This window comes from Streptomyces sp. NBC_01433 (assembly GCF_026340105.1).
Classification (GTDB): domain Bacteria; phylum Actinomycetota; class Actinomycetes; order Streptomycetales; family Streptomycetaceae; genus Streptomyces.
In genome coordinates this window covers 29,078-53,252 of record NZ_JAPEPM010000002.1, presented here as the reverse complement: position 1 = coordinate 53,252, position 24,175 = coordinate 29,078, and the positions used below count along the sequence as shown (strand labels likewise).

The 24,175-nt window shown below is 69.6% G+C and carries 14 protein-coding genes and 4 pseudogenes; 8 read left to right on the top strand and 10 right to left on the bottom strand.

The features are described from left to right. Positions 1 to 1,041: 1,041 nt before the first annotated feature. Positions 1,042 to 1,560 carry a hypothetical protein gene (locus OG413_RS27900; RefSeq protein WP_266810534.1) on the bottom strand — a complete coding sequence of 173 codons (519 nt, stop codon included), beginning with the start codon at positions 1,558 to 1,560 and terminating at the stop codon, positions 1,042 to 1,044. Between the two features lie 407 nt (positions 1,561 to 1,967). Here OG413_RS27900 and OG413_RS27895 point away from each other — a divergent pair, with 407 nt between their 5' ends. Then, positions 1,968 to 2,132 carry a hypothetical protein gene (locus OG413_RS27895; RefSeq protein WP_266810533.1) on the top strand — a complete coding sequence of 55 codons (165 nt, stop codon included), beginning with the start codon at positions 1,968 to 1,970 and terminating at the stop codon, positions 2,130 to 2,132. Between the two features lie 400 nt (positions 2,133 to 2,532). On the opposite strand, the gene OG413_RS27890 is transcribed toward OG413_RS27895, so the two are convergent. From OG413_RS27890 to OG413_RS27860, 7 genes are all read right to left on the bottom strand, one after another. Beyond that, the gene (locus OG413_RS27890; RefSeq protein WP_266810532.1) at positions 2,533 to 3,744 is read right to left on the bottom strand and encodes a cytochrome P450; all 1,212 of its coding nucleotides are present in this window, start codon (positions 3,742 to 3,744) and stop codon (positions 2,533 to 2,535) included. Between the two features lie 58 nt (positions 3,745 to 3,802). Continuing rightward, positions 3,803 to 4,588, bottom strand: coding sequence for a thioesterase II family protein (locus OG413_RS27885; RefSeq protein ID WP_266810531.1), 786 nt, complete (start codon positions 4,586 to 4,588; stop codon positions 3,803 to 3,805). Between the two features lie 100 nt (positions 4,589 to 4,688). Next, complete coding sequence (locus OG413_RS27880; protein ID WP_266810530.1) at positions 4,689 to 5,363, bottom strand: bifunctional 2-polyprenyl-6-hydroxyphenol methylase/3-demethylubiquinol 3-O-methyltransferase UbiG; 675 nt, start codon at positions 5,361 to 5,363, stop codon at positions 4,689 to 4,691. A 32-nt stretch (positions 5,364 to 5,395) separates the two neighbouring features. Then, the gene (locus OG413_RS27875) at positions 5,396 to 6,676 is read right to left on the bottom strand and encodes an MFS transporter (RefSeq protein WP_266810529.1); all 1,281 of its coding nucleotides are present in this window, start codon (positions 6,674 to 6,676) and stop codon (positions 5,396 to 5,398) included. Between the two features lie 26 nt (positions 6,677 to 6,702). Then, positions 6,703 to 6,897 (bottom strand): MbtH family NRPS accessory protein, encoded by a 195-nt coding sequence (locus OG413_RS27870; protein WP_266810528.1) that lies wholly within the window; start codon positions 6,895 to 6,897, stop codon positions 6,703 to 6,705. Continuing rightward, positions 6,894 to 11,408: a non-ribosomal peptide synthetase gene (locus OG413_RS27865; protein WP_266810527.1), complete on the bottom strand. Its 4,515-nt coding sequence runs from the start codon at positions 11,406 to 11,408 to the stop codon at positions 6,894 to 6,896. The genes OG413_RS27870 and OG413_RS27865 overlap by 4 nt, the downstream gene beginning before the upstream one ends. A 1-nt stretch (position 11,409) precedes the next feature. Further along, entirely contained in the window at positions 11,410 to 16,587 is a 5,178-nt protein-coding gene (locus OG413_RS27860) for a non-ribosomal peptide synthetase (protein WP_266810526.1), read from the bottom strand. A gap of 496 nt (positions 16,588 to 17,083) precedes the next feature. On the opposite strand from OG413_RS27860, the gene OG413_RS27855 reads away from it, so the two are divergent. The 7 genes and pseudogenes from OG413_RS27855 (at position 17,084) to OG413_RS27825 (ending at position 21,645) form a co-directional block, all read left to right on the top strand. After that, a complete protein-coding gene (locus OG413_RS27855) occupies positions 17,084 to 17,269 on the top strand; it encodes a hypothetical protein (protein WP_266810525.1) in 186 nt (61 codons plus the stop codon). A gap of 438 nt (positions 17,270 to 17,707) precedes the next feature. Beyond that, positions 17,708 to 18,233, top strand: a pseudogene (locus OG413_RS27850) (XRE family transcriptional regulator); the annotation flags it as partial. A 262-nt stretch (positions 18,234 to 18,495) separates the two neighbouring features. Further along, a pseudogene (locus OG413_RS27845) lies at positions 18,496 to 19,355 on the top strand (metalloregulator ArsR/SmtB family transcription factor). Further along, entirely contained in the window at positions 19,352 to 19,951 is a 600-nt protein-coding gene (locus tag OG413_RS27840; RefSeq protein ID WP_266810524.1) for a dihydrofolate reductase family protein, read from the top strand. Before OG413_RS27845 ends, OG413_RS27840 begins: the two are co-directional and overlap by 4 nt. A 137-nt stretch (positions 19,952 to 20,088) precedes the next feature. Next, positions 20,089 to 20,349: an N-6 DNA methylase gene (locus tag OG413_RS27835; RefSeq protein WP_266810523.1), complete on the top strand. Its 261-nt coding sequence runs from the start codon at positions 20,089 to 20,091 to the stop codon at positions 20,347 to 20,349. A gap of 4 nt (positions 20,350 to 20,353) precedes the next feature. Further along, a complete protein-coding gene (locus OG413_RS27830; protein ID WP_266810522.1) occupies positions 20,354 to 20,536 on the top strand; it encodes a hypothetical protein in 183 nt (60 codons plus the stop codon). 515 nt (positions 20,537 to 21,051) lie between these two features. Further along, a complete protein-coding gene (locus tag OG413_RS27825) occupies positions 21,052 to 21,645 on the top strand; it encodes a hypothetical protein (RefSeq protein WP_266810521.1) in 594 nt (197 codons plus the stop codon). Positions 21,646 to 21,907: 262 nt separating this feature from the next. Here OG413_RS27825 and OG413_RS27820 read toward each other — a convergent pair. Then, positions 21,908 to 22,573: pseudogene (locus OG413_RS27820) on the bottom strand (hypothetical protein). Positions 22,574 to 23,441: 868 nt separating this feature from the next. Further along, a pseudogene (locus OG413_RS27815) lies at positions 23,442 to 24,070 on the bottom strand (SDR family NAD(P)-dependent oxidoreductase); the annotation flags it as partial. Positions 24,071 to 24,175: the final 105 nt, after the last annotated feature.

The window sequence follows — 24,175 nt, the reverse complement described above, 5'->3', positions numbered from 1 at the left end:
GGCAGGCCCAGGGCAGCCTCCCGTGTGTACGAGCACGACGACAGGAGGTCCTGATGGAAGACCCCAGGCCTCAGCCTCGGACCGTGACGCATGGTGTTCCGGTGAGCGGGCTCCGCGGCCCGTGCGACTGCGACCTCGAACCCTGCGGATCGTCCGGTGGAAGCCCGGCTGCCCGGACACGGCGGTATCAACCTCAGCCGCCCACCTGTGATGTCCTTCCAGCGCGCCAACGGAGTAAAGATGATTCAGGGTCAGGCCAGGTGCCCTGGTAGAGAAGACCGACAGCCAGGCAGCCCGCCTGCGCAAAGGCTCACGTGGCGGACGACCACCCGGCTTCGACGAGAACCGGTACAAGAAACGCAACAACCTGACTGTCGCTATCCACTACGACAAGCGCCGTTATGCCTACCTCGGCACCGCGACTGCCGCAGCCCTCACCACCTGGCTCCGAACATGACCGACCGGACAAGTTCTAGGCGGCGGACTCCGCGTACGGAAGGAGCCCGACGGCTCCGGGTCCCAAATCGCACGACGAGGAGGACGACGACCTGTTCGGTCTGTGGATGTTCCGCGGCGGGGTCCTCGTGGAGGTGGGCATCCCCGGCACCCGGAGGGTGCACATCGCTACCCGCCGGGGGAAGCGAACCCCGGCTTCCTGGTCCGGACCGGCCGGGGCAGGGGAGAGGACCAGCACTCGCCAGAGCACGTACAAGACCCGCGGTCGTGCTGGTGACCCGGTCCAGACCGGGGCCGGACAGATGCTGAAGTCGCCGTTGCCGGTGCTGCCCGGGGCCGGACCGGTTTCATTCGCCTTCGGCCTCACAGCCCTGACCTTTGCCTGGCGCTTGTCGTTCGGTCAGCTCCAGGACACCCGACGATCAGCCGTCCCCGGGAACCAACCGGGTAACGACTTGGCCTCCGGCGCCGTAGGCCGGAGCAGATTCAGCGGGCGACCGCTTCGGTCGGACTGATGCGGTAGCTGTCCTCTTCCATCAGCGCGACGTGACGCCGAACTGAGGTTTCCCCGCTGCGCGGGAGTTGCTACGGAAGGAGTTTCGTCAGACTCGCCCAGTGCCGGAGGTCGCCGCAGGTTGCGGTTGTTGTCCGGCTGCGGTTGGCCAGGGTGTCGAAGGTGGTGCGTACCTGGTTGCCGAGGTAGGCAAACACGTGAGCAGCGTGTCCGGTCTGGTAGGTGAGCAGCCGGAAGGCGGCGAGGTCCCGTTCCTCGGCGTCGTCGTCCGCATGCGTGGGCGCCGCAGCCAGGAACTCGTAGTCGCGCTTGTTCATGACGGTTTGGGCGATGGTGTGCAGTGGGGTGGAGTGCAGCGCTTCGAGGGCGGGCGGGCGTCCGGCCGCTGCGGCGTCCAGGATGACGGTGTGCATGGTGAGGGCTGCGAAGGTCCCAAGCAACCGCTCTCCTTCGGGCACGCCCAGGCCGCGTTCGCGGAAGTCGTCATGGCGACGGTCCCGCCGCCAGGTTTCCTGGTCGATCAGGGGCAGCAGGCATTGGCTCAGGGCGCGGCACTCGCGCCAAACGGCATTGTCACGGGCGCTGTTCACGGCTAGTGAAGCCCTCCCGGGAGTGCCTGTGCCCGCCGCAGCCGGGCAGGGCGGACACAGATCCTGTCTCACTTCGTACTCACACGCAGGGCACGTAGAGGAGGGAGCTGTAGGCGGTCCCGGAGCCGTGGCTGCTGTTGGGGCAGAGGCACCCGCTCATGCCTGCTTTGGCACCGCACGTACGGGGCCCTCGGCTGCCATGGGTCGCGGCGGCCGAGGGCCCCGTACTCGAATCACGGCCCGGCGGTGGGCGGCGCCGGGGGAACCCCCCTGTCCGGCTCATTGTCGGGGGCTGCGACTGGTGGAAGTGCCCACTGCTCGGGGACGGCGTGATGTGCTGCTCTTCCGCCGAGCCGCGGGATCCCCGCCATAACACGGTCAGGAGGACGACGGCACACACAACGCCGATGACCAGCAGGACCGGTGGACGCTGCCGTGATCTGATCAGGCGCAGGCAGAACCAGCCGGCGCATGCCACCGCGAAGATGATGATCAACGGGGTGAGCCCACCACGCTTGTATGTGATCAACACTGTGTCGGGATGGGCGGTCAACAACAAGAGCGCCGCGTAGACAGCGCCGAGCGCCCACGATGATCCCGCATGCCCCTTCCAGCAGGCGCAGCGCGAGGCTATTGCTGTGCATGTCGCTCCTCCCCTCACGGCCCACCGCACATGGCCGTCAACCGGCCCGGTGGAAATCGCTTGGTTTCCCCAACGGGTCCGTCAGTCAGAAGGCCGACGAGACGTTCGGCTCAACCTCTGCCTTTTCGACCACTCTTACGTCCTGGTCCGTTTCTGTCGAGCGTTTCTCCCCGACATTGAACGATGGTGCAGACGGAGGTACACCCGGGGCGAGCTAGCCTCTTGTTCTCACTCTGAGTAAATCCACTCGACTGCACGCTTCCACCGATGACGCAGCGTGAAGTAAGGCTTCGGCGACAGGGGCCCTGCCCCCGAGGTCGAGGCGCCGGTCAGCCGATTCCGCCGCGCGCGTGCAGTCTGACAACGAGGGAGTCGAGCCCGAAGTTGATGAGGGAGCGGTTGGGCACCGGTGGCCGCAGCACCTCGACCCATTCGGCGGCCTCGGTGAGCGCTCCGAAGAGCGAGGCCAACTCCACCCGGGCCAAGGGTGCGCCGATGCAGTAGTGCGGTCCCCAGCCGAAGGCCACATGCCGATTCGGGGTGCGATCGAGCCGCAGCTGGTCGGGGTCCTCGAACTCCATCTCGTCCCTGTTGGCCGCCGGTGTCCAGACCACCACGCGGTCGCCTGCCCGGATGCGCTGTCCGGCGAGTTCGGTGTCCACCCTGGCCGTGCGCAGCACGTGCAGGCCAACCGAGGTCCAGCGCAGCAGCTCCTCGGTCCCGAGTTCCGGGTCGTATCCGTCCTCACGCATGGCCTGCCAGGCGTCCGGATGCCGGGTCAGCGCCAACATGGCCATGGTCGAGGTGTGACGTACCGTCTGTATGCCTCCGACCAGGATGTTGTCGCAGTTGAGCAGCGCCTCGTCCAGGGGCAGTGGACGGCCGTCCACCGTGTGGGTGACCAGTGAGCTGATGATGTCGTCCCGGGGGTCGCTCCGGCGGCGCAGGCCGAGAGCGAACAGGTAGGGCAGCAACTGCTGATGCCCCTCGGCGCGTTCCTCCGGTGTGTCGCCGAGGAACGCCCGGTCGCACATGCGCACCACCTGGTCCCGGTCCTCGTCCGGGACACCGAGCAGGTCGCACATGACGGTCAGCGGAACCGCCGTGCTGATGTCCCTGACGAAGTCGGTCTCCTCCGCTTCCAACGCGGCGCGCACCACCTGTCGGGTCAGGTCGGCCACGCGTTCCGTGAGCTCGGCCGCCTTCCGCTTGGAGAAGAAGGGCAGCACCAGGCCCCGCAGGTCGCGGTGGCGCGGGGGGTCGGTGAGGGCCATCATCTTCCCCGCACCGGCGGGGGCCCGATCGGTGCCGGTGCCCAGCAGCGACCCGCGCTCCGAGCTGAACCGGTTCGCGTCGCTCAGTACCTCATTGGCCAACGCGTGCGACAGCACGCACCACAGCGGCCCCTCCGCCTCCGACTCCAGTCGCCACAGCGGCGCCCGGCGGCGCAGCTCACGGAGGATGAGGTGGCTGTCCTCGCGGGCCCAGAAGGTGGGATCTGTCAGGTCGGGCGGCGCGGTCGTCGTGGCTACCGTGTTCATGCTGCTCCTTGGCCTGCTGGTATCGGTTGAGGTCTTCGGCCCGCCGTCGGCGAGTCGCTCACTGGTACAGGGGCGGCAGCAGCAGGTCCCGGACGATCGAGGCCACCTGCTGCACTGCTGTCTCGCCGGACTGGAGCACCAGGTGACCGGCCGACAGCACGTCGAGCCCGAAGCCGTCATCGGTGGAGCAGTGTTTCCACTCCTCCATCTCCCCTGCGGAGACGGCCTCGTCGTCGGCCCCGAGGATGGCTTTGACGGGGCAGGTCAGCGGCCCGGTGCCCGGGTCCCGGTAGGTGCGGGCGAGACCCATGTCCGCCAGCAGCACCTGGTGCACCATCTCCCGCAGCGCCGGATGGGTGACCACCGCGCCGGCGCGCTCGTCGTTGCGGAGCATGAAGTCCGCCAGTTCACGCACGTCGGCCTCGCCGCCGGATCCGGGTGGTTCCCGCCAGGTGCTCGGGGGCGCGAATCCGATGACGAAGCAGGCGGTCGGGGACAGGTGGGCGGCCAGCTTCCTGGCCACCTCGTAGCCGACCAGAGCGCCGATGCTCTGGCCGAGTACGGCGTACGGCCGGTCGAGGTGGGGCAGCACCGCCTCGCCGACCGCGCCGACCAGTTCGTCGAAGCTCTCCGGGTAGCGATCCCGGGCGCGCCCGCCGCGCGCGGGCATCCGTACCCCCCACAGCTCGATCTCCTCGGGCAGCAGCCGTCCGAGCGAGGCGAAGGCGGTGGCATCACCACCGGCGTGCGGGAAGCAGAGCAGCCGGACGGCGGCGTGCGGGCGGGGAGACGGCAGCCAGAACCAGTCTCCCTCGGTTCGGGGGGCCGTTCGGGAAGTGGACAAGGCGCCTCGCTCTCTTGTGGTGAGGTCCGTCGGGTCACCGTCACGTACGAGGGGCCGGGCGGCCCCGGTGGACGGATCATCGACCGGTGGCGTCGAGCGTTCAGTCGACCGGGGAGGCCGCGAGCCAGGAGGTGTCCTCGGTGACCCACTCCTTGCGGCGCAGCCCGGCCGCGTCCAGGTAGGTGTCCAGTGTGTTCTCGTCGAGGAACTGCACGATCTGCAGGTGCGTCCAACGCCGGCCCTGCCAGCGGTACTCCATCACCGCGCGCACCAGATCGGGGGTGAGCTGCTCCACCTCGAGCAGGGTGGCGGTGATGTCGTCCCACACCCGGGGTTCGCCGACACCGGTGAACCACTCGGGCAGGGCCCGTTCGATCAGTACGCTGCCGCCGGGGCGCACGTGGCGCCTGGCCGTGGCCATCATCTCGTAGCGCACCTCCGCGTCCGTGAGGTTGACCAGGCAGGAGCCGAGCACCACGGCGTCGAAGGTCCGTCCGAGGTCCAGTCCCGGGATCTCGGCGTGGACGGTTTCGGCTCCCTCGATCTTGGCCAGCATCTCGGTGCTGTGGTCGACCGCGACGACCTGGTGCCCCAGGGCGACGAGCGGGTGGGTGAGCCGTCCGGTGCCTGCTCCGAGTTCCAGTACCGAGGCTTGGCGGGGCAGAGCGCCGTCCACCACCTGCGGCGTTCGGCCGGCGCGCAGGATCGAGTAGAGCTCGACCGGGTCGCCCTCGGGGCTGAAAGCACCGGGTCCGGTGCCCTTCTGACGTGACATGGTCACTCCTTGGGTCGGGGTTTCGAAGGCCGTCAAGTGGTGTGTCCTGTTTGCTTGTCGCGGGGCGTGCGGTGGTACGGCTCCCTGTCGGGCGGTCGGTCGAGCGGGGACGGCGGTGCCTCGGCGTCCGGTTCCTGGGCGGATGACCGGCCGTGGGTGGACAGCAGAGCGATGCCGGCCGCCAGCAGGGTGACGAAGCAGACCAGCAGGAGAACGCGGTACGGAACGAACCCGATCAGTACGGCACCGAGCAGGATCGAGGCCGCCTGGGGCCCGAGCATGGACAGGTCGGCCGCGGTGGAGACGCGACCGATGAGCGGTCCCGGGGTGTGCCGTTGCCAGGCGGTGCTGTAGCCGATGGCGAGCCAGGTGGCTCCGACGCCGAAGAGGGCGAAGGCGCCGAGGACGACCACCAGGCCGGTCTGGGTCATGCCGAGGGCTCCGAAGGCCATGGCAGCCAGCCCGATCCCGGCGGTCCGGTGCTCACCGAGCCGTCGGACCAGCAGGGCCGCGGTGAGCCCGCCCCCGATGCTGCCGGCCCCCTGGAGGCTGGTCAGCACGGAGAAGAAGGACGGTGGGCGGTGCAGGCTTTCCTGGACCACCGCGAAGTCGGTGCTGTCGAAGAAGCCGAGCACACAGTAGGCCGCGGCGATGGCCGCCGTCATGACCGCGAGTGACGTGTGGGACCAGAGGTGCTGGAGCCCTGCACTGAGACGGCGCAGGGACAGCTCCTCCTTACCCGCCCCCTCGGCGGTGTCCCGCGTCCTGGGCAGGAGACGGAAGATCACCAGGGCCAGGAGGTACAGGCCGGCGACCAGGACAGCGAGGACCGGGCCGCCGGTGACCGCGTAGACGCCGACTCCGACCAGCGGGCTCACCACCCGCAGCGCGTCGCCGGCGGACCTGAGGTACGCGTTGGCGGCGGCCAGGTCCCGCGGTGGGATCAGGCTCTTGATGAGTCCCGCCTGGGACGCGCGGACGAAGATGGCGGCGACTCCGTAACCGGCGGCGACCACATGGACCAGCCACATCCGGTCCGCCGAGTGCACCAGCAGCAGGAGCATGACCAGGGCCGCGGTTCCGCCGCACGCGACCATCAGTACCGACCGCCGGTGGAAGCGGTCGACGAGGTGGCCGATGAACGGGCCGCAGACCACCGGCAGCGTGACGAAGAAGAAAACCAGCCCGGCGGCGGTGTTGCTGCCGGTCAGGTCCTTGGCCCACACACCGAGGGAGAGGAAGAGCGCGTTTCCGGCGAAGCTGGTGAGTACTTGGCCGAGAAAGAGCAGTCGGAAGGCCGGGTGGCGGAACATGACCTGCTCATCTCCTCCTGGGGGGATCAGACGGGGTAGGGCGTGGCGGGACGGGGCCCTTCCCACACGTTCTCGATGTGGTCGAGGCAACTGTCCCGGTCGCCCTGGAAGCCGGCCTTTCGCCAGCCAGCGGGCACCGCCCGGTGGGTGGACCACACCGAGTAGTGGCCGACGTCGTTGACCACCACGGTGTAGTGCTCCGGGGGTTGTGGATCACTCATGGGTGCCTCTCTCCGCCCCGCCACGTGGTGACGGAGCCATCCGGTACTTCGGCCATGCGCTGGATCGTCGCGAAGAAGTCGGCGACGTAATCGTGAAGTTGCTGGTCCGTCAGTGAGCTGTCCGCGCTGTCCACGATCAGCATCGACCGGTCGGAGGCCGGGTCCTGGACGAAGGCCACGTTCAGCGCGAAGTGATTGGGCTCCCGGCGCACCGTCGGCTCCACGCCGAGCCGCTGGTCCACGATGCGGGTCTGCGCGGACGAGAGGCTGCCCAGGGCGTGGAAGCGGTTGAAGGTGAAGCTGCAGTCCAGGGTGGGATCGGCCATATGCCGGGCGATTTCGCTGTACGGCATCCTGCGGTGCGGGGTGATCTCGCTCTCCTGCTGGTGTGCCTCCCGCACCAGGGAGGTCCAGGTCATCCCGTCGAGCAGTACGCGCAGCGGGACGGTGTTCAGGAAGACGCCGAGGGCTTCCGTCCCGGCCCCGTCCTCCAGCCTGCCGTTGACGGTCAGCCCGGTCACCACCTCGTGGGTACGGGCCAGTCGGGAGATCGCCGCTAGGTGTGCGGCCAGCACGACGCTCTTCGCACCGACCCCGTTGGCCGCGGCGATCGCCGGCACCCGAGCGGCCAGCGCGGTCGGGAGCGTACGCTCCAGCACGCCCGTGTCGGCCCCGCGTCCCTCGTCGTGCTTCACGGTGCCCAACCGGGTCGGTCGGACCCCGGACATGCGCCGTTGCCAGAACTCCTGGGACACCTCGGAGGCTTTGGCCGCGGCCTCCAGGGCGACGTACTCCCGGAAGAGGGAGGAGGGTGCCGGCGTAGGGGGGCTCATCGGATCGTCGCGCAGCGCCGCGTGCCGCTGAAGCAGTTCGGCGAAGAGCGAGGTGAAGCTCCAGCCGTCCAGGATCGCGTGGTGTTCGACCAGGGTGAGTTGGTACAGGTCCTCGGCCAGGCGCTGGACGTAGACCCGCAGCATGGGCGCGATGGTGAGGTCGAAGGGGACGGCCCACTCCCGCAGCGCCAGGTCCGTGACACGGGCCAGTTGCTCGGACTCGTCCAGGGCGCGCAGGTCTTCTACGACCAGGGGCACCGGCGCGTCCCGGTGGACCAATTGCATCGGCTCGCTGAAGGAGACCAGGTCGAAGCCGGTGCGCAGGACCGGGTGCCGGTGCACGGCCTCGGCGAGGGCCGAGACGAACGCCTTCTCGTCGAAGTCGCCGGACATCCGGTAGCTGTTGACGTTCTGATAGGGCCGACGCCCCGGGTCGGCCTCCATGTGGTAGACCATGGCGAGCTGCATGGAGGTCATGGGGTAGGCGTCGTCCAGGCCGTCGGGAAGGTAGCCGCGATCGCCCGCGGAGACCAGCACGAACGGCGCGCGGTCGCGGGTGTCGGCGGTATCGTCGGCGCGTCGCAGCCGGGATGCCAGTTCGGCCAGTACCGGGGTGGTGAAGAACGCCTCCAGGTCCAGCTCGTACCCGCGGTTGCGGAGTGTCCCGGCCACCTGGACGCTGCGGATGGAGTCGCCGCCGAGGGAGAAGAAGTTGTCCTCCCTGCCGACGTCCTCCAGACCGAGTACCTCCTGCCACGCCTCTGCGACCAGCCGCTCCGCGTCGGTTTCCGGTGCGGAGCGCTCGGTACCGCGCTCGGCCCGGGGCCCGGGCAGCGCCCGCATGTCCACCTTGCCGTTGGACGTGAGCGGCAGTTCGTCCAGCGACATGATGATGGACGGGATCAGGTGGGCGGCGAGCCGGGCGCCCAGGAAGGCGCGGACCTCCGCGGAGCCGGCCTCTCCCACCACGTACGCGACCAGATGAAGCGGCGTGTCCGGATCCTGGTGCGCGACCACCACGCAGTCCTGGACCCGCGGGTGCGCGAGGAGTGCGTGGCGGATCTCCCCGGGCTCGATCCGGAAGCCGCGGATCTTCACCTGGTCGTCGCCGCGGCCGTGGTATTCCAGGGTGCCGTCCTCCCGCCACCGCGCCAGGTCGCCGGAGCGGTACCACAAAGACCCGTCGTGGAGCACGGGCCCGGGGGCGAACCGCTGGGCGGTCAGTTCGGGATTGCCGACGTAGCCCTTGGCCACACCGGCCCCGCCCACCACCATCTCCCCGACCACACCGATCGGCACCGGCGCGCCGTGAGGATCGAGGACCGCGACCGAGAGGTGCGGCAGCGGGCGGCCGATGATGCTGTGATCGAAGGAGTGGGGGGAGTCGATCTCGTGTGCGGTCACGTGCACGGTGGTCTCGGTGATCCCGTACATGTTGCACAGGCGGGCCCCCGGAGCCTTGGCCCGATCGAACCAGTGGGCGACGTGGTGCGGCTGCAACGCCTCGCCGCCCAGCACGACCCACCGCAGGTCCACTGCCGGGGCAGGGAGTTCGGCCAGGGCGGAGGTGAGTTGCGCCAGCGCGGACGGGGTCTGGCTGAGGACGGTGACCCCTTCCCGTACCAGCAGTTCCGCGAACCGCCCGGGCGCTCTGGCGGTCGCGACCGGCACCACGACCAGCCGGCCTCCATGCAGCAGGGCTCCCCACATCTCCCACACGGAGAAGTCGAAGGCGTAGGAGTGGAACGCGGTCCATACGTCGTGCGGGCCGAGGGCGAACCTCGCGGACACCGCGTCGAAGAGGGCGGTCACGTTGCGGTGTGCCACCTCCACCCCCTTGGGTCGCCCCGTGGAGCCGGAGGTGAAGATCACGTACGCGGAGTCCTCGCCCGAACCGGCGAAAGCCGGGTTCCCGTCCGGCCACGCATCGGACCCCACCGCGTCGGCCACCTCCTCGTCGCGCAGCACCAGCCGGACCCGCGCGTCCCCGAGGACCATCTCCTGCCGTTGGGCCGGGTCGGCGGGGTTGACGGGCACGTAGGCCGCTCCGGCCTTGAGCACGGCGAGGATCGCCTCCACCTGGGCCGGGCCGCGCTCCAGCGACAGCCCGACCCGGTCTCCGCGCTCGACGCCGCGCGATTCGAGGTACCGGGCCAGCCGGTTCGCGCGGCCGTTCAACTCCGCGTAGGTGAGGTGTTCCAGGCCGTGGCTGACCGCGGTGCGCCCGGGGTGTTCGGCCGCCACGCGCTCGAACACCTCGTGCAGCCGGGCGCCGCGCGGAACCCGGGGCGCGGGCACCGGCTGGACCACCACGCGGTCCTCGTCGGTGAGCAGGTCGACGACGCCGACACCGGCCTCGGGGTCGGCCATGACCGCCTCCAGCAGCCGAACATAGCGCCGCGCCATGCGCACCACGGTCGACTCGTCGAAGAGGTCGGTGTTGTACTCGACTTCGATCCGGGCCCCGGTGTCCTCGTCGCAGACCGACCAGATCAGATCGAACTTGGCGGTGCCGGTGTCGGTGGACAGCGGGCTGCCGACCGCCCCGGCGAGACGTGGCCGGTCCACGCCCCGGCCGGTGTGGTGGCCGAAGACCACCTGCACCAGGGGGGAGTGGCCGGCCGGCCGGCCGGTGAGCACCCGCTCCACCACGGCTTCGAACGGCACGTCCTGGTGGTCGAAGTCCTCCAGCACGCCGTCACAGACGCGCTCCAGCAGTTGCCGGAAGGTCGGCTCCGCCCCGACGTCGATCCGCAGCGCCAGCATGTTCACGAAGTATCCGAGCAGGCCCTCAAGTTCCAGCCGGTCGCGGCCGGCCACCGGGGTGCCCAGCACCAGGTCGTCCTGGCCGGTGTGCCGGTGCAGGAGGGCGGCGAAGGCGGCCAGCAGCACCATGAAGCCGGTGGCGCCCTCCTGTTGAGCCAGCTCACCCGCCCGGCCCAGTAGACCGCCGGGCAGGGGCACGGTGGCTGTGGCGCCGCGGAAGGACTGGGTCGCGGGACGGAGGCGATCGGCGGGCAGCGCCAGCGACGTCGGCGCGTCGCCCAACCGTCCTTCCCAGTACTTCAGTTCGCGCTCGTAGGTGGCTCCGGTCATCCATTCCCGTTGCCAGCGGGCGTAGTCGGCGAAGTGCACCGGCAGAGGTTCCAGGGCCGGCGGCCGGCCCTGCTCCGCCGCGTCGTACAGCTCGGCCAGCTCATGTTCGAAGACGCCGGTGGACAGCTCGTCCCAGATGATGTGGTGGAAGACCACCGCCAGGTCCCACTGGTCCGGGCCCGTCTTGTGCAGGCAGCCGCGCAGGAGCGGCCCCTTCTCCAGGTCGAAGGGCCGGCGCACCACCTCGCGCAGGAGCTGCTCCGACCGCGACTCGGGGTCCGGCCCGTCGGTGAGGTCCTGCACGGTGAAGGGCACGTCGCCGTCCGGCCGGACCACTTGCCGCGGCTCTCCGAGGGCCGCCGAGAACACCGTGCGCAGGGCCTCGTGCCGCTGGACCACACCGCGCAGGGCGCGTTCCACGAGAGCCGGGTCGAGCCGGCCGCGCAGCCGCTGGATCCAGGGCAGGTTGTAGGTGGCCCTCCCCGGTGCCCGCCGGTCGAGGAACCACAGCGACCGCTGACCGGCCGACAGCGGCGCCGTCGTCTCGCCGGTACGGATGATGGGCTGCCAGGACTCGCTCATCTCACCTCACCTCGCTGTCGAGTTCGGTCACCGCGCGTACCCACTCGGCGTCGCCCAGCGGTGGCAGCGAGGCCACCGCCGAGGCCCGTCGATCCATCTCGTCGAGGGAGCCGGCGTTCGCTCGGACGGACCGTGCGAGTTGGGCGACGGTCCGGGACTTGAACATGGTGCGCAGGGGTACGTCGGTGTGCAGCGCCACCGCGATCCTGGCCCGCACGCGCAGGGTGTTGAGCGAGTGTGCCCCCGAGGTGAACAGGTCCTGGTCCCGGTGGAGGCCGGGCAGGGCGAGCACCATGGACCAGATGCGGTTCAGCACCTGCTCCACCGGTTCACCCCCCTCCGAACCGTCGGTCCCGGGCGGGGGCGTGCCGGACGGCAGCGGGTCCCCGGCGTCCCCGGCCCGCAGGGCGGACCGGGCCACTTTGCCGTTGCCGGTGAGCGGGACTTCGGACAGGCGACGGAAGTGCGTGGGAACCATGTGGTCCGGCAGCATCGATCCGGCCCGGGCCCGCAGTTCCGCGGCGTCGACCTCGCATCCGGCCGCCACCACCACGTACGCCTGCAGACGGTGGTCCTCGCCGTCGGGAACGAGAACGGCCACCGCCGCGGACACCGCCGGGTGGCCTTCCAGCATGGTCTCGATCTCACCCGGCTCGGCTCGCTGCCCGCGGATCTTCATCTGGTCGTCCAGTCGGCCCAGGTACTCCAACTCCCCGTCCTCGCGCCGGAGTGCGGCGTCGCCGGTGCGGTAGAGCCGGCTTCCGTCGTCGCTGAACGGGTCGGGTACGAACCGGTCCGCGGTGAGCCGTGGCTGGTTGAGGTAGCCGATCGCCACGGCGACACCGCCGATGTGCAGTTCTCCCCGGACGCCGGCCGGCACCGGTTCACCGGCGGGGTCGAGCACGTACAGCCGTACGCCGCTGATCGGCCGACCGATCGGAGTGGTGCGGGCCGTCCGTGGCAGTGGCCGGCACCGCCAGGCACTGACGTCGACCGCGGCCTCAGTAGGACCGTAGAGGTTGTGCAGCTCCCCGGGCATCCGGCTGAGGAAGTCGTTGACCAGACGCGGGGGCAGTTCTTCCCCGCTGCACATGGTCCGGCGCAGCGAGAGGCACTTCTCGACCCCTTCCTGAGCGAGGAATACGCGGAGCATGGAGGGCACGAAGTGCACGGTCGTCACCTGCTCGGCGACGATCAACTCCCGCAGATAGCCGGGGTCCCGGTGACCACCGGGACGGGCGAGGACCAGTCGCGCACCCGTCATCAGCGGCCAGAAGAACTCCCACACCGACACGTCGAAGCCGAAGGGCGTCTTCTGCAGCACCACGTCGTCCGCGCCGAGGGGGTACTGCCGCTGCATCCAGGCCAGCCGATTGTGGATGGAGCGGTGGGAGGTGGAGACAGCCTTGGGACGCCCGGTGGAGCCGGAGGTGAAGATCACGTACGCGGGATCCGCGGGGCCGGCGAGCGGCGCCAGGGGCCGGTCGGACTCCTCGGCCCACTGACCCGGGTCGTCGAGGTCCAGCACGGCGGCCTTCCCCGCGGGCAGCAGGGGGACGAATCGGTGCTGGGCGAGTACCACCGGGGCGGCCACGTCGCTGACCATGTGCTCCAGTCGCTCGCTCGGGTGGTCCGGGTCGAGCGGGAGGTAGGCCCCGCCGGACGCGACCACCGCGAGCAGCGCCACGACCAGGTCGAGGCCGCGCTCCGCCAGGACGCCCACCACGACCCCTGGCCCGACTCCGAGCGCGCGCAGCCGGCGGGCGAGGCGGTTGGCCGAGGCGGTCAGCTCAGCGTGGCCGAGGTGGACCCCGTCGACGCTCACGGCGGGCCGCTCCGGGTCACCGTCGGGACGGGAACGGATCAGGTCGTACAGGGTCTCTTCGATGTCCGGCGGCGCGTCGCCGCTCCGGTGGGCGGTGGATTTCCGCGCGCCGCCGATGAGGGTCGGGGCGCTCGACCGGTGCTCGGACGATGGGGCATCCATGGCCGTTCCTTTCGGTACCGCCTCGGACGGGGTGCGCGGTGCCCCCCATCCCCAGGTGCGGGTCGCGGTGTCCGGGTCGTTCACCGCGTCGCTCAGCAGGGCCTTCCACCCCTCGACCAGTTCCCGCACGGTCTCCTCGTCGAAGAGCCCGGTGTTGTACTCGACCACTCCGTGGAGGCTTCGCCCGTCGTCGGTGACCTGCCAGCCGACATCGAACTTCGCGGTCCCCGTGGGGACCAGCGCACGACGGGCGGTGAGCGGTCCTGCCCGCCATCCGTCACCGGCGTGCCGGTGCATCTCGAAGACGGCTTGGACCAGGGGGGCGTGCGAGGTGGGGCGCTGGCCCAGCACCCGGTCCACCACGGCCTCGAACGGCACGTCCTGGTGGCCGAAGTCGGCCAGCACGGCGGTGCGAACCCTGCGCAGCAGCTCCCGGAAGGTGGGCTCGCCGGAGAGGTCGACGCGCAGGGGGAGCAGGTTGACGAAGTTCCCGATCAGCCCTTCGAACTCGGGCTTGCTCCGGCCGGACACCGGGGTTCCGAGCACCATGTCTTCCTGGCCGCTGTACCGCAGCAGCGTGGCCGCGCAGGAAGTGAGCAGCACGAGGAAGGGGGTGGCGTTCTCCTGCCGGGCCAGCGCGCGGACTCGGGAACCGACGGTCGCCGGCAGCGCGAACCCGACGGTGGCGCCGTCGTAGGAGGGCTGCTCCGGACGGGGGCGGTCGGTGGGCAGACGCAGCAGAGCCGGCGCGTCGGCCAGACGGCGGGCCCAATGGTCGAGTCCGGCGCGGTGGGTCGCGCCTGCGGCACTTCGCGCTTGCCAGGCGACGAAGCCGTCGTACGTGGCGGTCAGCTGCGGAAGCACGGGGTCGCGCTGCTCCACGGCCGCGGTGTACGCCTCGGCGAGTTCGCGCTCGAAGACGGGCAGGGACAGCTCGTCCCAGACCAGGTGGTGGAAGACCACGAGCAGTACGGCCTGCTCCTCGCCGGTTCGTACCAGTACCGCTCGCAGCAGCGGGCCGTGCTCCAGGTCGAACGGGGCCCGGGCGGCGGCATGCAGGCAGGCGCGGACGGATTCCTCCTGGCCCGCCGGGTCCCGGGAGTCGCTCCCGGCCGGTGCGGGGAGCGCAGCCGCGGACGGCTCCACGAGGCGCAGGCCGGGCGCCAGGTCCGGGCGTATCACGCGCTGTGGCCGGCCGAGGTTCTCGATGAAGACAGAGCGCAGTACATCGTGCCTGCTCACGACGGTGCGCAGGGCTCCTTCGAGGGCGGCGTGGTCGACCGGACCACTGAGCCGGAACTCCCAGGGCACGTTGTAGGTGGCTGTGCCGGGCGCCCAGCGCTCCAGGAACCACAACGATCGTTGGCCGGCCGAGAGGCCGTCGTCCCTCGGCTCGCCGGAGGCGGTGTGGTGCGCACCGTCCTGGCCAGGCCCGGGCGGCTCCGCGGCGGACTCCGCTGCGGTGTCAGCCGTGATGTCGTCCAGGACGGCAGCCAGTTCGGCCAGTGTGCCGGCGGAGAAGACCGCCTGGGCCGACAGACCGGGACCGTACTCCGCGAGGAGTTCGGCGGCCAGCTGCAGCGCGGCCAGCGAGTCGCCCCCCAGAGCGAAGAAGTTGGCGTCCTTGCCGACCCGCGGTATGTCCAGCATCCTGCACCAGATCCCGGCCAGCGCCGCCTCTGTGGCGGACAGCTCCACCTCCGGCGCGGTCCCGGCGGCGTCCGGGCCGGATTCCCCGGGCTCGGGGAGGGCGGCCCGGTCCAGCTTGCCGTCGGTGGTGAGCGGTAGGGCCGGCAGCAGTACGACGGTGGGTACCATGTGCGGCGGGAGTAAGTGGCTCGCGTGGGCCACCAGTTCGGCGGCGGTGGTGTCGGGTGCCACGGTGTAGGCGACCAGAGAGGTGTGGCCACGGGGCGTGGACCGCCCCAGTACGGCGCAGTGGCGGACCGCGGGGTGGCGCTCCAGGACGAGACGCACCTCCGCCGGCTCCACTCGGAACCCTCTGATCTTCACCTGGTCGTCGGCGCGGCCGACGAAAACGAGGCTTCCGCCCTCGGTCTCCCGCACCAGGTCGCCCGTGCGGTACATCAGGGCGCCCGGGGAGTCCGCGTACGGATCGGGCACGAAGCGTTCGGCGGTCGTCGCCGGACGGGCCAGGTAGCCCCGGGCCAGTGGAACACCGCCGATGTACAGCTCGCCGACGCGTCCGCCGGGAACCGGATCCAACCGCTCGTCCAGCACATGCAGTCGGCGCCCACCGCAGGCGGTTCCGATGGGGATCTCCTCGCGCGTCGTCATGCCGGGCGGGACCCGGAACAGAGTCGAGGTGATGACGGATTCGGTGGGGCCGTAGGCGTTGAGCAACGGCACGTCCGGGAGGAGCCGCTGCCAGTTGGCCACGGCGGCGGCGGACATGCGTTCGCTGCCCGAGATCATCAGTCTCAGTCCTCGGCAGGCCGCGCTCTGACGGTCACTCATCGACAGGGCGAACGCGTTCCAGTAACCGGCCGGCAGGTTGGCGACCGTCACCGCATGGCGGTCGATGAGCTCGGCCAATTCACCGAAGGACAGCAGCCCGGGCCCGCGCGTCACCACCGTGGCACCGGCGAATAACGTTGTCAGAGCCTGCTCCAGCGCGACGTCCACGTGGGGGGCGGCGAACCACAGGACTCGGTCGTCCGGCTCCATTTCCAGCCGCTCGGCCATGTCGTCCAGGTGGGCGGCCAGGGCTGCGCGAGAGACGCACACGCCCTTGGGACGCCCGGTGGTCCCCGAGGTGTACAGAACGTACGCGGTGTTGGCGTCCGTGGGGTCGGTACCGGCCGTCGGTGGGTCGGCGCGGCCTTCCAGGACGGGTTCGGCGCCCGCATGAGGACCGTCGCGCAGTTCCACCTGGGCACCGCTGTCCGTCAGTACCTCCCGACGCCACTCGGCCGACGCCGTCGTGTCCAGTGGCAGGTAGACACCGCCCACGCTCAGGACGGCGAGCAGGGCCACCACGGTGTCGGCGCGTGCGGTCAGGGAGACGGCGACGACGGTCTCCGGGCCGACACCTCGCGCCAGCAGGCGTTCCGCCAGGCGGGCACGGCGGGCGTCGAGTTCGGAGTAGGTGACCGGGGAGCGCCCGTCGCACCGTACGGCCACAGCTCCTGGCGGCCGCTCGGTGAGGGGAATGCATAACCGTGCGGACATCTCGAATATCCCTACCGATCCAAGGGAGAGGGTGCACGATGTGCATCCCTCTCACAGTCGTACGTACACAATGGCCGCGAGACAGGGCATGCGCTGTTCAACTCGGAAAGGTGCAGACGGGTAGGAGGTGTGAATTCGTGGGGTGATGGGGGTTCGTGAGGCCCGGCGGGACGAGTCAACTCCGTGTCCTGGCGGACCGCCCTCTCGTCGCCGGGTGTGGGCCACCTCGGCGCCGGCCTGTATACGGACTGTGTCGATCCATCGACACAGCAGTCACTCTGGCTTGCTCAAATAACTCTGCACCGGCGGGCGATCATAATCAATAGCCCCATCTCGCGGGTGGCTGGATCCATGTCGTTTACTCGGCGCTCAACGGTCCGGCCTGCGACGTTGTGATGAAGGATCATCGCGCCCCCGTCCGGCGATGTCTCGATCGGAGCGCTTCCTTCAAGCCGGGACGGGTGGAGTGAGCAGTGTCTTCGTGTGTACAGGCGTGGTGATCGTTGTTCTGCCATCGGGCACGAAGAATTTCGGCTCGCACGAGATCCTCTGGAGCGTCGACCGCTACGCCGTCGTCCGCGACCGAGACCATCCGTACGGTGTGGCCGTGTTCGACGAAGCGCGGAATCTCCACTCCCTCGGCGCGTTCCAGGGGGCCTGCTGGAGTTTCCGGGAGCGTTGAGGGCTGCGCCGGTGAAGCCGCAGAGGCCGAGCCGGTGGAGGTACTTCGGTCGGTCACCCTTCGGGTAGGGGATGGGCCGGCGCGAGAACATCGGGGCGTCGCCCCTGGGTCGCGACGACGACCTTGACGACGTTGTGGTGCGGGACGGCGGCGATGTCAGCCAACTCGGTGTACGCGTTGACGGCGAGGTGTGTCCGGCGTCAGGTGTTCCACGGCCTCGGAGACTGCGTTGATGGCGCTCGGCTTCAAGCTCGGGGTCAACCCCGGCCTGGTGAAGCACGAGGCACGCAGACCACACGGTGGGGCGAGCGCGTACGGGAGCGGTACAACGCCCCCGAGCTCAACCTCGTCCGCTACATCAAGGACGGCACCGTCACGGACAAGGGCAGCGGGGAGTAGACAGGCGATGAGTACGTTCGGGACGGCCTCGACAGGGCGGTGCAGAAGGCGTTCACCCGCCCGGGCACCGAAGACGGCCGGCGCGCAGATGCGGTACCTGGTCAAGCAGCTCAAGAGCACCAAGTCCGTCGCCCAGATGCTGCGGATCTCCGAGCGCACCGTCGAGCGGTACGTGAAGGACCAGATCAAGAACCCCCAGGCCGACCTCGCCGCCCGGCTGGAGACCGAGGTCAAGAAGCGGTGCCAGCCGCAGATCCGGGCCAAGGCCGGAGAGAAGGCCGTGACGACCGGCGGCATCGGCATCGACGTCCATGCCCGCCTCGGCTACGCCGGAGCGCCGATGGACACGACGGACGAGGACCGCCTCCGGCAGCTGACCGTAGCCCTCCCGCCCCAGCACGCCGCCCGCCTCTTCGACGCCCAGCAGCAGGGCGCAGGCGAAGACCGGCCGCGCGAGCTCGCCGCCGACGCACTCCGGGAGGGGTACTTCCAGGACGGCGGCCGCCGCGCCGGCTCCCTGCGAGAGGTGGAGATCAACGATGTACTGCACCTGGAGTTCGACCTGTTGAGGCCGTACCCGAACAGCGAGCAAGCCCGGATGCGACTGAGCGCTTCAGTTGGCGAGTGAGCGTGTGAGCGTGTGAGTTGGCGACTGGAGCGGGCTGCGTCGATGGTTTGGGTGAGCTGGGTGGCGTAGGCGTCGAGCAGTGGCTTCAGCTGCTGCTGGAAGCGCATCCTGTCCGGCGGGCCACGGTCCGGCCGATCCCGCATGGGCCGACGGTACATATTCCTTGACGTGAATATTCTTCATCATGAATACTCGTGTCATGGACGCACTCCTCGCCGCACTGGCCGACCCGGCCCGGTGGCAGCTCGTGGAACTCTTGGCCGAGCGGCCCCGCCCGGTCGGTGTCCTCGCCCAGCTCGCCGATGCGCGCCAGCCGCAGACGACCAAGCACCTGCAAACCCTTGAGCGCGCCGGGGTCGTCACCGCCCAGCGCGCCGGGCAGCGCCGTATCTACGCGCTCCGGCCAGGCCCCCTGCGGGACTTGGCTGCTGCGCTCGGCCGTCTCGCCGACACCGCGGATCAGGCCGGTGGCCCGCGCGAGACCTACGATCGCTACGGGGCCAACCTCCACGCGGAGCGGCTCGCCGCGGAGGAGCCGGGTGGGCCGACGGGCGCTCGTTCAGGTTCCACCGGTCGCTGACGGGATGCCCTGAGCTGGTGTGGCGCCACCTGACCGAGGCCCCCCTGCTCGCCCGCTGGTGGACACCCGACGACCTCCGCGTCTCCGAACTCGTCTTCGAGGTACGAGAAGGCGGGCGGATCGTCCACGAGTACCGCGATGCCGAGGACGCCGAAGGCTCCGATCCGGTCGCCGGGCGCGAGGAGGGAGTCGTCGACGACGTACGCCCCGGTGAGCGCCTTGCCTACCGGCTCTCCCCGCGGCTTCCCGACGGCAACCTCGCTTTCACCGCCCACGTCGCCCTTGACCTGAGGCCCACCGGCACCGGCACAGAAACGGACCTCGACGTCCACTGGCGGATCACCGACACCGCAGTCGACTCCGCCGACTTCATCGCAGGTATCGAGATCGGCTTCGGCCAGAGCCTCGACAAGCTCGCGGCAGCCCTCGCCGCAGATCCCCACGGCACCGACAGCACCGACACAAGGAGTGCGAAATGAACGACTTGACCGGACGCAGGGTGACCGCGAACCTGAGCCTCACCCTCGACGGGCGGTACCACGGTCCTGGCGGACCCGGCGATTTCAGCATGTTCGCGCCGTACGTGACCTCCGAGGTCGCGCGGGACCAACTCACCCGCATCTGGGAGGGAGCGACGACGGCGCTGCTCGGCCGGATCAACGCCGAGGGATTCCTGAGCTACTGGCCGACGGTCGCCGCGGACGAGAACGCCGACCCGCGTGACCGCGGATACGCGAAGTGGCTGGTCGACACGGACAAGGTGGTCTTCTCGACCACTCTGACCGAAGTGCCGTGGGAACGCACCCGCGTGGTGAACGCCCCGGCCGCCGACGTCGTCGCCGAACTCAAGGCCACCGGCGAGGGCGACATCCTCGCCAATAGCAGCCCGAGCGTCATCAAGCCGCTCCTCTCCGCAGACCTGCTGGACCGGCTATACCTCATGATCTTCCCCGAGATCGCCGGCGGCGGGCAGCGGCTGTTCGACGACGGCCTGCTCAGCTCGAAGTGGAAGCTCACCCACCAGCAGACCGGCGACCTGGGCGAAATGGCCATGGTCTACGACCGAGTCCTGTGAGCCTGCCGATGAGCACACTCAACCGGCGAGGAGGTCTCGCTCGCACCACGGACTGAGCGCTTCACGTCGCGAGACTCGCCACGTGAAGCGCTCAGTCACACACGGCCACCGGCCAACGTGTCGTTCTCGGCACCACGGTGGTGACGGCCGACGGCGACTCCGTACATCTGTCAGATTCCTCCGGCACCACCGTCACAGTCGAGACCCGGCCCGCCGCAGACTCCTACTACACGCCGCGTGTCGTCATCGAGACGCTGATCGAGATGATCGACGTCTGCGACCCGGCCATGGAAATCACCGACCCGGCGCTGGGCACGGGAGGAATCCTCACTGCCGCACATCGCGAACTCCTCGCAGCGAAGCAATCGACGCTCTGGCCCGGCGCCTGGAACAGATGAGTCCATGACCGCGAACCGACCGCAGGACCGCACCCAACCCACCGTCCTCGTACTCCTTGTCGCAGTGGCCGCGCTCACCTTCGGCGGCCTCGCATACGTGACGTACCAACACCCCTCGTTTGCGCTGCTGACAGTCGCACCGAGCGGTATGGCGCTGTTCCTCGCCGTGGGCCTTACCCGGCGGTAGCTCTACCGAAGGGCGGGACCGAGCTGCCACTGGAGGAGATCGGCATCGCGCTGTTCCGGGCAGTACCTCAGAGGAGCACTGGTACTGCCATCAGCACAGGTAGACCTCCGAACCGCGCACCGTTTCGGGGGCGCCGGTTGCCGCGGGTGCCGGCAGGTCAGTCAGCGGCGTTCTCCCGTTCAGCTGTCAGGTCGGCCGCCATGAGGCGCAGGACGTCGTCGACGAGCTGCTGCGGGTGGGCGGACCTCAGGGGTGTGCTCAGGGTCTCCCAGGTGCGAACGACCGTGGATCCGTCGGACAGCTTTTGGCCGTCCGATTCTCTGGAGAGCTACCACTCCGAGTCGCCGCGGTGGAAGCTGCCCCGTGCCACCGAACCTGGATCGTTTGCCATCGAAGTTGGACCGGTGGCGGAACCGTTGGCCGGCGCAGAAGCGATCTCGCCCGGCTGAGCTGATCCGCCGACAGCCCTGACAGTCTGCCGCGGCGCTGTCAGTGGCCGGGGATACGGTGGCCGGGTGAACCAATCGAACGTGTCGCCCGGACCTGACGTACTGGGGGCGGTGTCGCCCCTTCTGGGTACCGACGAGGAGGTCGTCGCGTTCTTCGCCGGGGTCGCGGACCTCGATGCGACGAACCCGGCCGATCACGAGCTGGAGGACGGGATCCGGCTCGCCTCCGGGGCCAGGCTGGAGCAGTTCGCACGCGCTGGTTCCGGGGACGCGTACTGTTTCGTTGGCGAGGGCGGCGAGGAACGCCCGGTGGTGTACGTGAGCCTCGACGGCGAGGCTGGACCGATCGCACTCGGCCTGCCGGAGCTGGTGCGACTGTGCCTCGTGGCGCCGTGGTGGCGGGAGGCTCCCGGGCGGACGGCCGAAGAACTCCGGGCGGTCGCCGACGACTACCGGCAGGACCTGCCCGACCTCGACCAGCGACGCGACCGTGCGGCCCGAGCGCTCGGGCTCGACCCGGCCGGACTGCCGTCCGAGGACACGGTCCTGGCCCGGCTCGTGGAGCTCGCCCGGGGACCGGTGGCCGCGGCCTGTCTCGTCCTCGGGTACGAGGGTGATCCGCTCGCCCCACTCTTCGATACCGCGCCCGCCCACCCCTGACCGGCCCGGCCACCGAAGCCCGGGCGGTTGTGACTGATCGCGATAGATGACACCAGCGGAGCAGGCGCGATGCTCCCCTCCGGTCTCGATAGTTGGCACCGTTTGGTCATCGTTGTTGGCACCTGCTCGGGTTGGTCGGCCGACCTGTCACCGGCGTTGAGCTGTTCCTCCCAGCCGGGGACCTTGCTCAGCTCGATGCGACTGAGCGCCATGGCGTGGGCCGCCCGGCCAAGTAGGTGCTGAGATTCGGTGGCGTCGGCGATCAGCCGCCGTGGAGCCCCCACTCGTCGAGGCCGCCGTACACGTGGGCTTCAAGGCATCGCGGAGCGTCCATGCCGACGGCCTCGCCTCGGTAGAGGGCGATGAGCGAGTCCTTGCCCCGCCACCACGTGTCCGTCACGCCCTGTACTTCAGGCACCGGCTCGAAGCCGACGAGGTCCAATGACTCTACGGCCTTCCCCTTGATCCTTGTCACGGTCTTGGCCCAGCGACCGGCATGGGCGGCGAGCGCCAAGGACTCCACTCATCCGTCTGTGCTGGCATGCAGCGGTATCCAGCGGTAGGCATCGATCCCGAATGCACCGTCGGAGCCGATCATGAATCCGTAGGCCATGGACACCCGACAGCTTCCCGCCGGAAACGACCAGCTCTCAGCGGCCGAGCCCGCGGGACAGTCGGCGCCCAGGACGCGCGGACCGCCCTCGTAGAACGGGGCAGGCGGCAGCGCAAGACCGCCCCAACGGTCCTGGAAGGCCGAGGCACGGTCGATCTCCACGGCCGGGACCCCGTGCTCGATGCACCTCTCTCGGTGCTGCCCGAGGCCCTGTCGAGGAACACGAACGCCGTCCACCTCGACGAACCTTCTGGCCCAGTCGGTCAGGCCGGCGGGCGCGACCGGGATGGGCGATACGGGAGTGGCGGCCGTCATGGTGCTGGAGTCTAGTGGCGGGGGTTCGGTCGCGCTTTGGGTGTCAGTCGCGCGACCAGGTGTCATCTATCGCGACCAGTCACACTGAGACGCAGGCCTGGCAGATCACGCCAACTGAAGTGCTTAACCGCCTGGCTTTGTCGGCGAGTTACGAGAACGCCTGTAGCTCAGCCACGGGAACGCTCTCTTCCACTGAAGAGTGATGTTGCTGAGTTTCGAGAACGCTCCGTAGCTTGATTCGGGACCCTGGTTGTGCTCTGCACGACGAGGGGGGCCGGGTGCTGCCGAAGTCCAAGGTCGATCTGTACGCGGCGATCCGCCGTGATGCCAGGACTGGCATGTCGCTGCGGGCGCCCACGCGTAAGTACGGCGTCGGCTATGAGACCGTGCAGCGGGCTCTGGTGTCGGCATTGCCCGAGCCGCGGAAGAAGATGCGTCCGCGGGAGACGCGGCTGGACCCCTATAGGCCGGTGATCGACGCCATCCTCATGGCGGATCTGAACGCGCCGCGGAAGCAGCGGCAAACGGTCAAGCGGATCTACGTCCGGCTGATGACGAGCACGGCGCCGTCGAAAGCTCCTACCGAATGGTCCGCGGATACGTCGCTGTCCGCCGCGAGGAGGATCGTCTGCAGGCTGGCAAGGGAGTTGTGGACGCCTTCGTCCCGCAGACGCACACGCCCGGAGCCGAGGCCGAGGTCGACTTCGGGGACGTCACGGTGAAGCTGGCCGGCGAGCTGGTGACCTGCTACTTGTTCGCATTCCGGTTGTCGTACTCGGGCACGGCCGTCCACCGCATCTTCGCCTCGGCGGGCCAGGAGGCGTTCTTCGAGGGCCACGTCCACGCTCTCAACGTGCTGGGCGGAGGAGCCGATTGTGGCCATCCGGACAATGATCTCGGCGCCCTCCTCGACGCTCTGGGGCCCCCGGTCGTCGTTGAACCCGGTGGAGGTGTACCCGGGGCTGATGGCGTTGATGCGCGTGTTCGGGTAGGCGTCGGCGTACTGGACGGTGATCATGTTGACGGCGGTCTTGGAGGAGCGGTAGGCGACCATCGGGAAGGTTGATTCCAGGCTGGTGGGGTCACTGCAGCAGGCGATGGAGCCGCCGCTGCTGCTGACATTCACGATGACAGGGCTGCTGCCGGCCTCCAGGAGTGGCAAGAAGGCGTGGATGACGCGGACCAGGCCGAAGACGGTGGTGGTGTAGACGGTCTCCATGTCAGCGGCGGTGATCTCGGCAGGCGGATTCCAGGCGCCTGAGATGCCCGCGTTGTTGACCAGGACATCGAGTGATCCTGCTTCCTCACGGACCAGTTCCGCGGCCGCGTGTACTGAGTGCTCGTCGGTGACGTCGAGCTGTATGGCGCGGGCGCCGATCGGCAGGGCGGCCGCTGTCCGCGTTCCAGGTCGCGTGCCCCGAGGCAGACGGTGTGCCCGGCCCCGGCCTGGCGGCGGACGGTCTCCAGGCCGAGTCTGCGGGCGGCTCCGGTGATCAGTGTGGTGGTCCTGGGATGGTGGGAGGTTTCGGTGTCCCTGGGTGGGGCCGTCTTCTCCGTCTCCTTACGCCTACGGGTCTTCCCTCGTGCGGTCCAGCGCTCGGC

Bases quoted from the DNA above. Each gene is read 5' to 3' on its own strand.
- OG413_RS27895 (WP_266810533.1), top strand. From the start codon at position 1,968: ATGACCAGCAGGACCGGTGGACGCTGCCGTGATCTGATCAGGCGCAGG.
- OG413_RS27890 (WP_266810532.1), bottom strand. From the start codon at position 3,744: ATGAACACGGTAGCCACGACGACCGCGCCGCCCGACCTGACAGATCCC.
- OG413_RS27880 (WP_266810530.1), bottom strand. From the start codon at position 5,363: ATGTCACGTCAGAAGGGCACCGGACCCGGTGCTTTCAGCCCCGAGGGC.
- OG413_RS27875 (WP_266810529.1), bottom strand. From the start codon at position 6,676: ATGTTCCGCCACCCGGCCTTCCGACTGCTCTTTCTCGGCCAAGTACTC.
- OG413_RS27870 (WP_266810528.1), bottom strand. From the start codon at position 6,897: ATGAGTGATCCACAACCCCCGGAGCACTACACCGTGGTGGTCAACGAC.
- OG413_RS27865 (WP_266810527.1), bottom strand. From the start codon at position 11,408: ATGAGCGAGTCCTGGCAGCCCATCATCCGTACCGGCGAGACGACGGCG.
- OG413_RS27860 (WP_266810526.1), bottom strand. From the start codon at position 16,587: ATGTCCGCACGGTTATGCATTCCCCTCACCGAGCGGCCGCCAGGAGCT.
- OG413_RS27840 (WP_266810524.1), top strand. From the start codon at position 19,352: ATGAACGACTTGACCGGACGCAGGGTGACCGCGAACCTGAGCCTCACC.
- OG413_RS27830 (WP_266810522.1), top strand. From the start codon at position 20,354: ATGACCGCGAACCGACCGCAGGACCGCACCCAACCCACCGTCCTCGTA.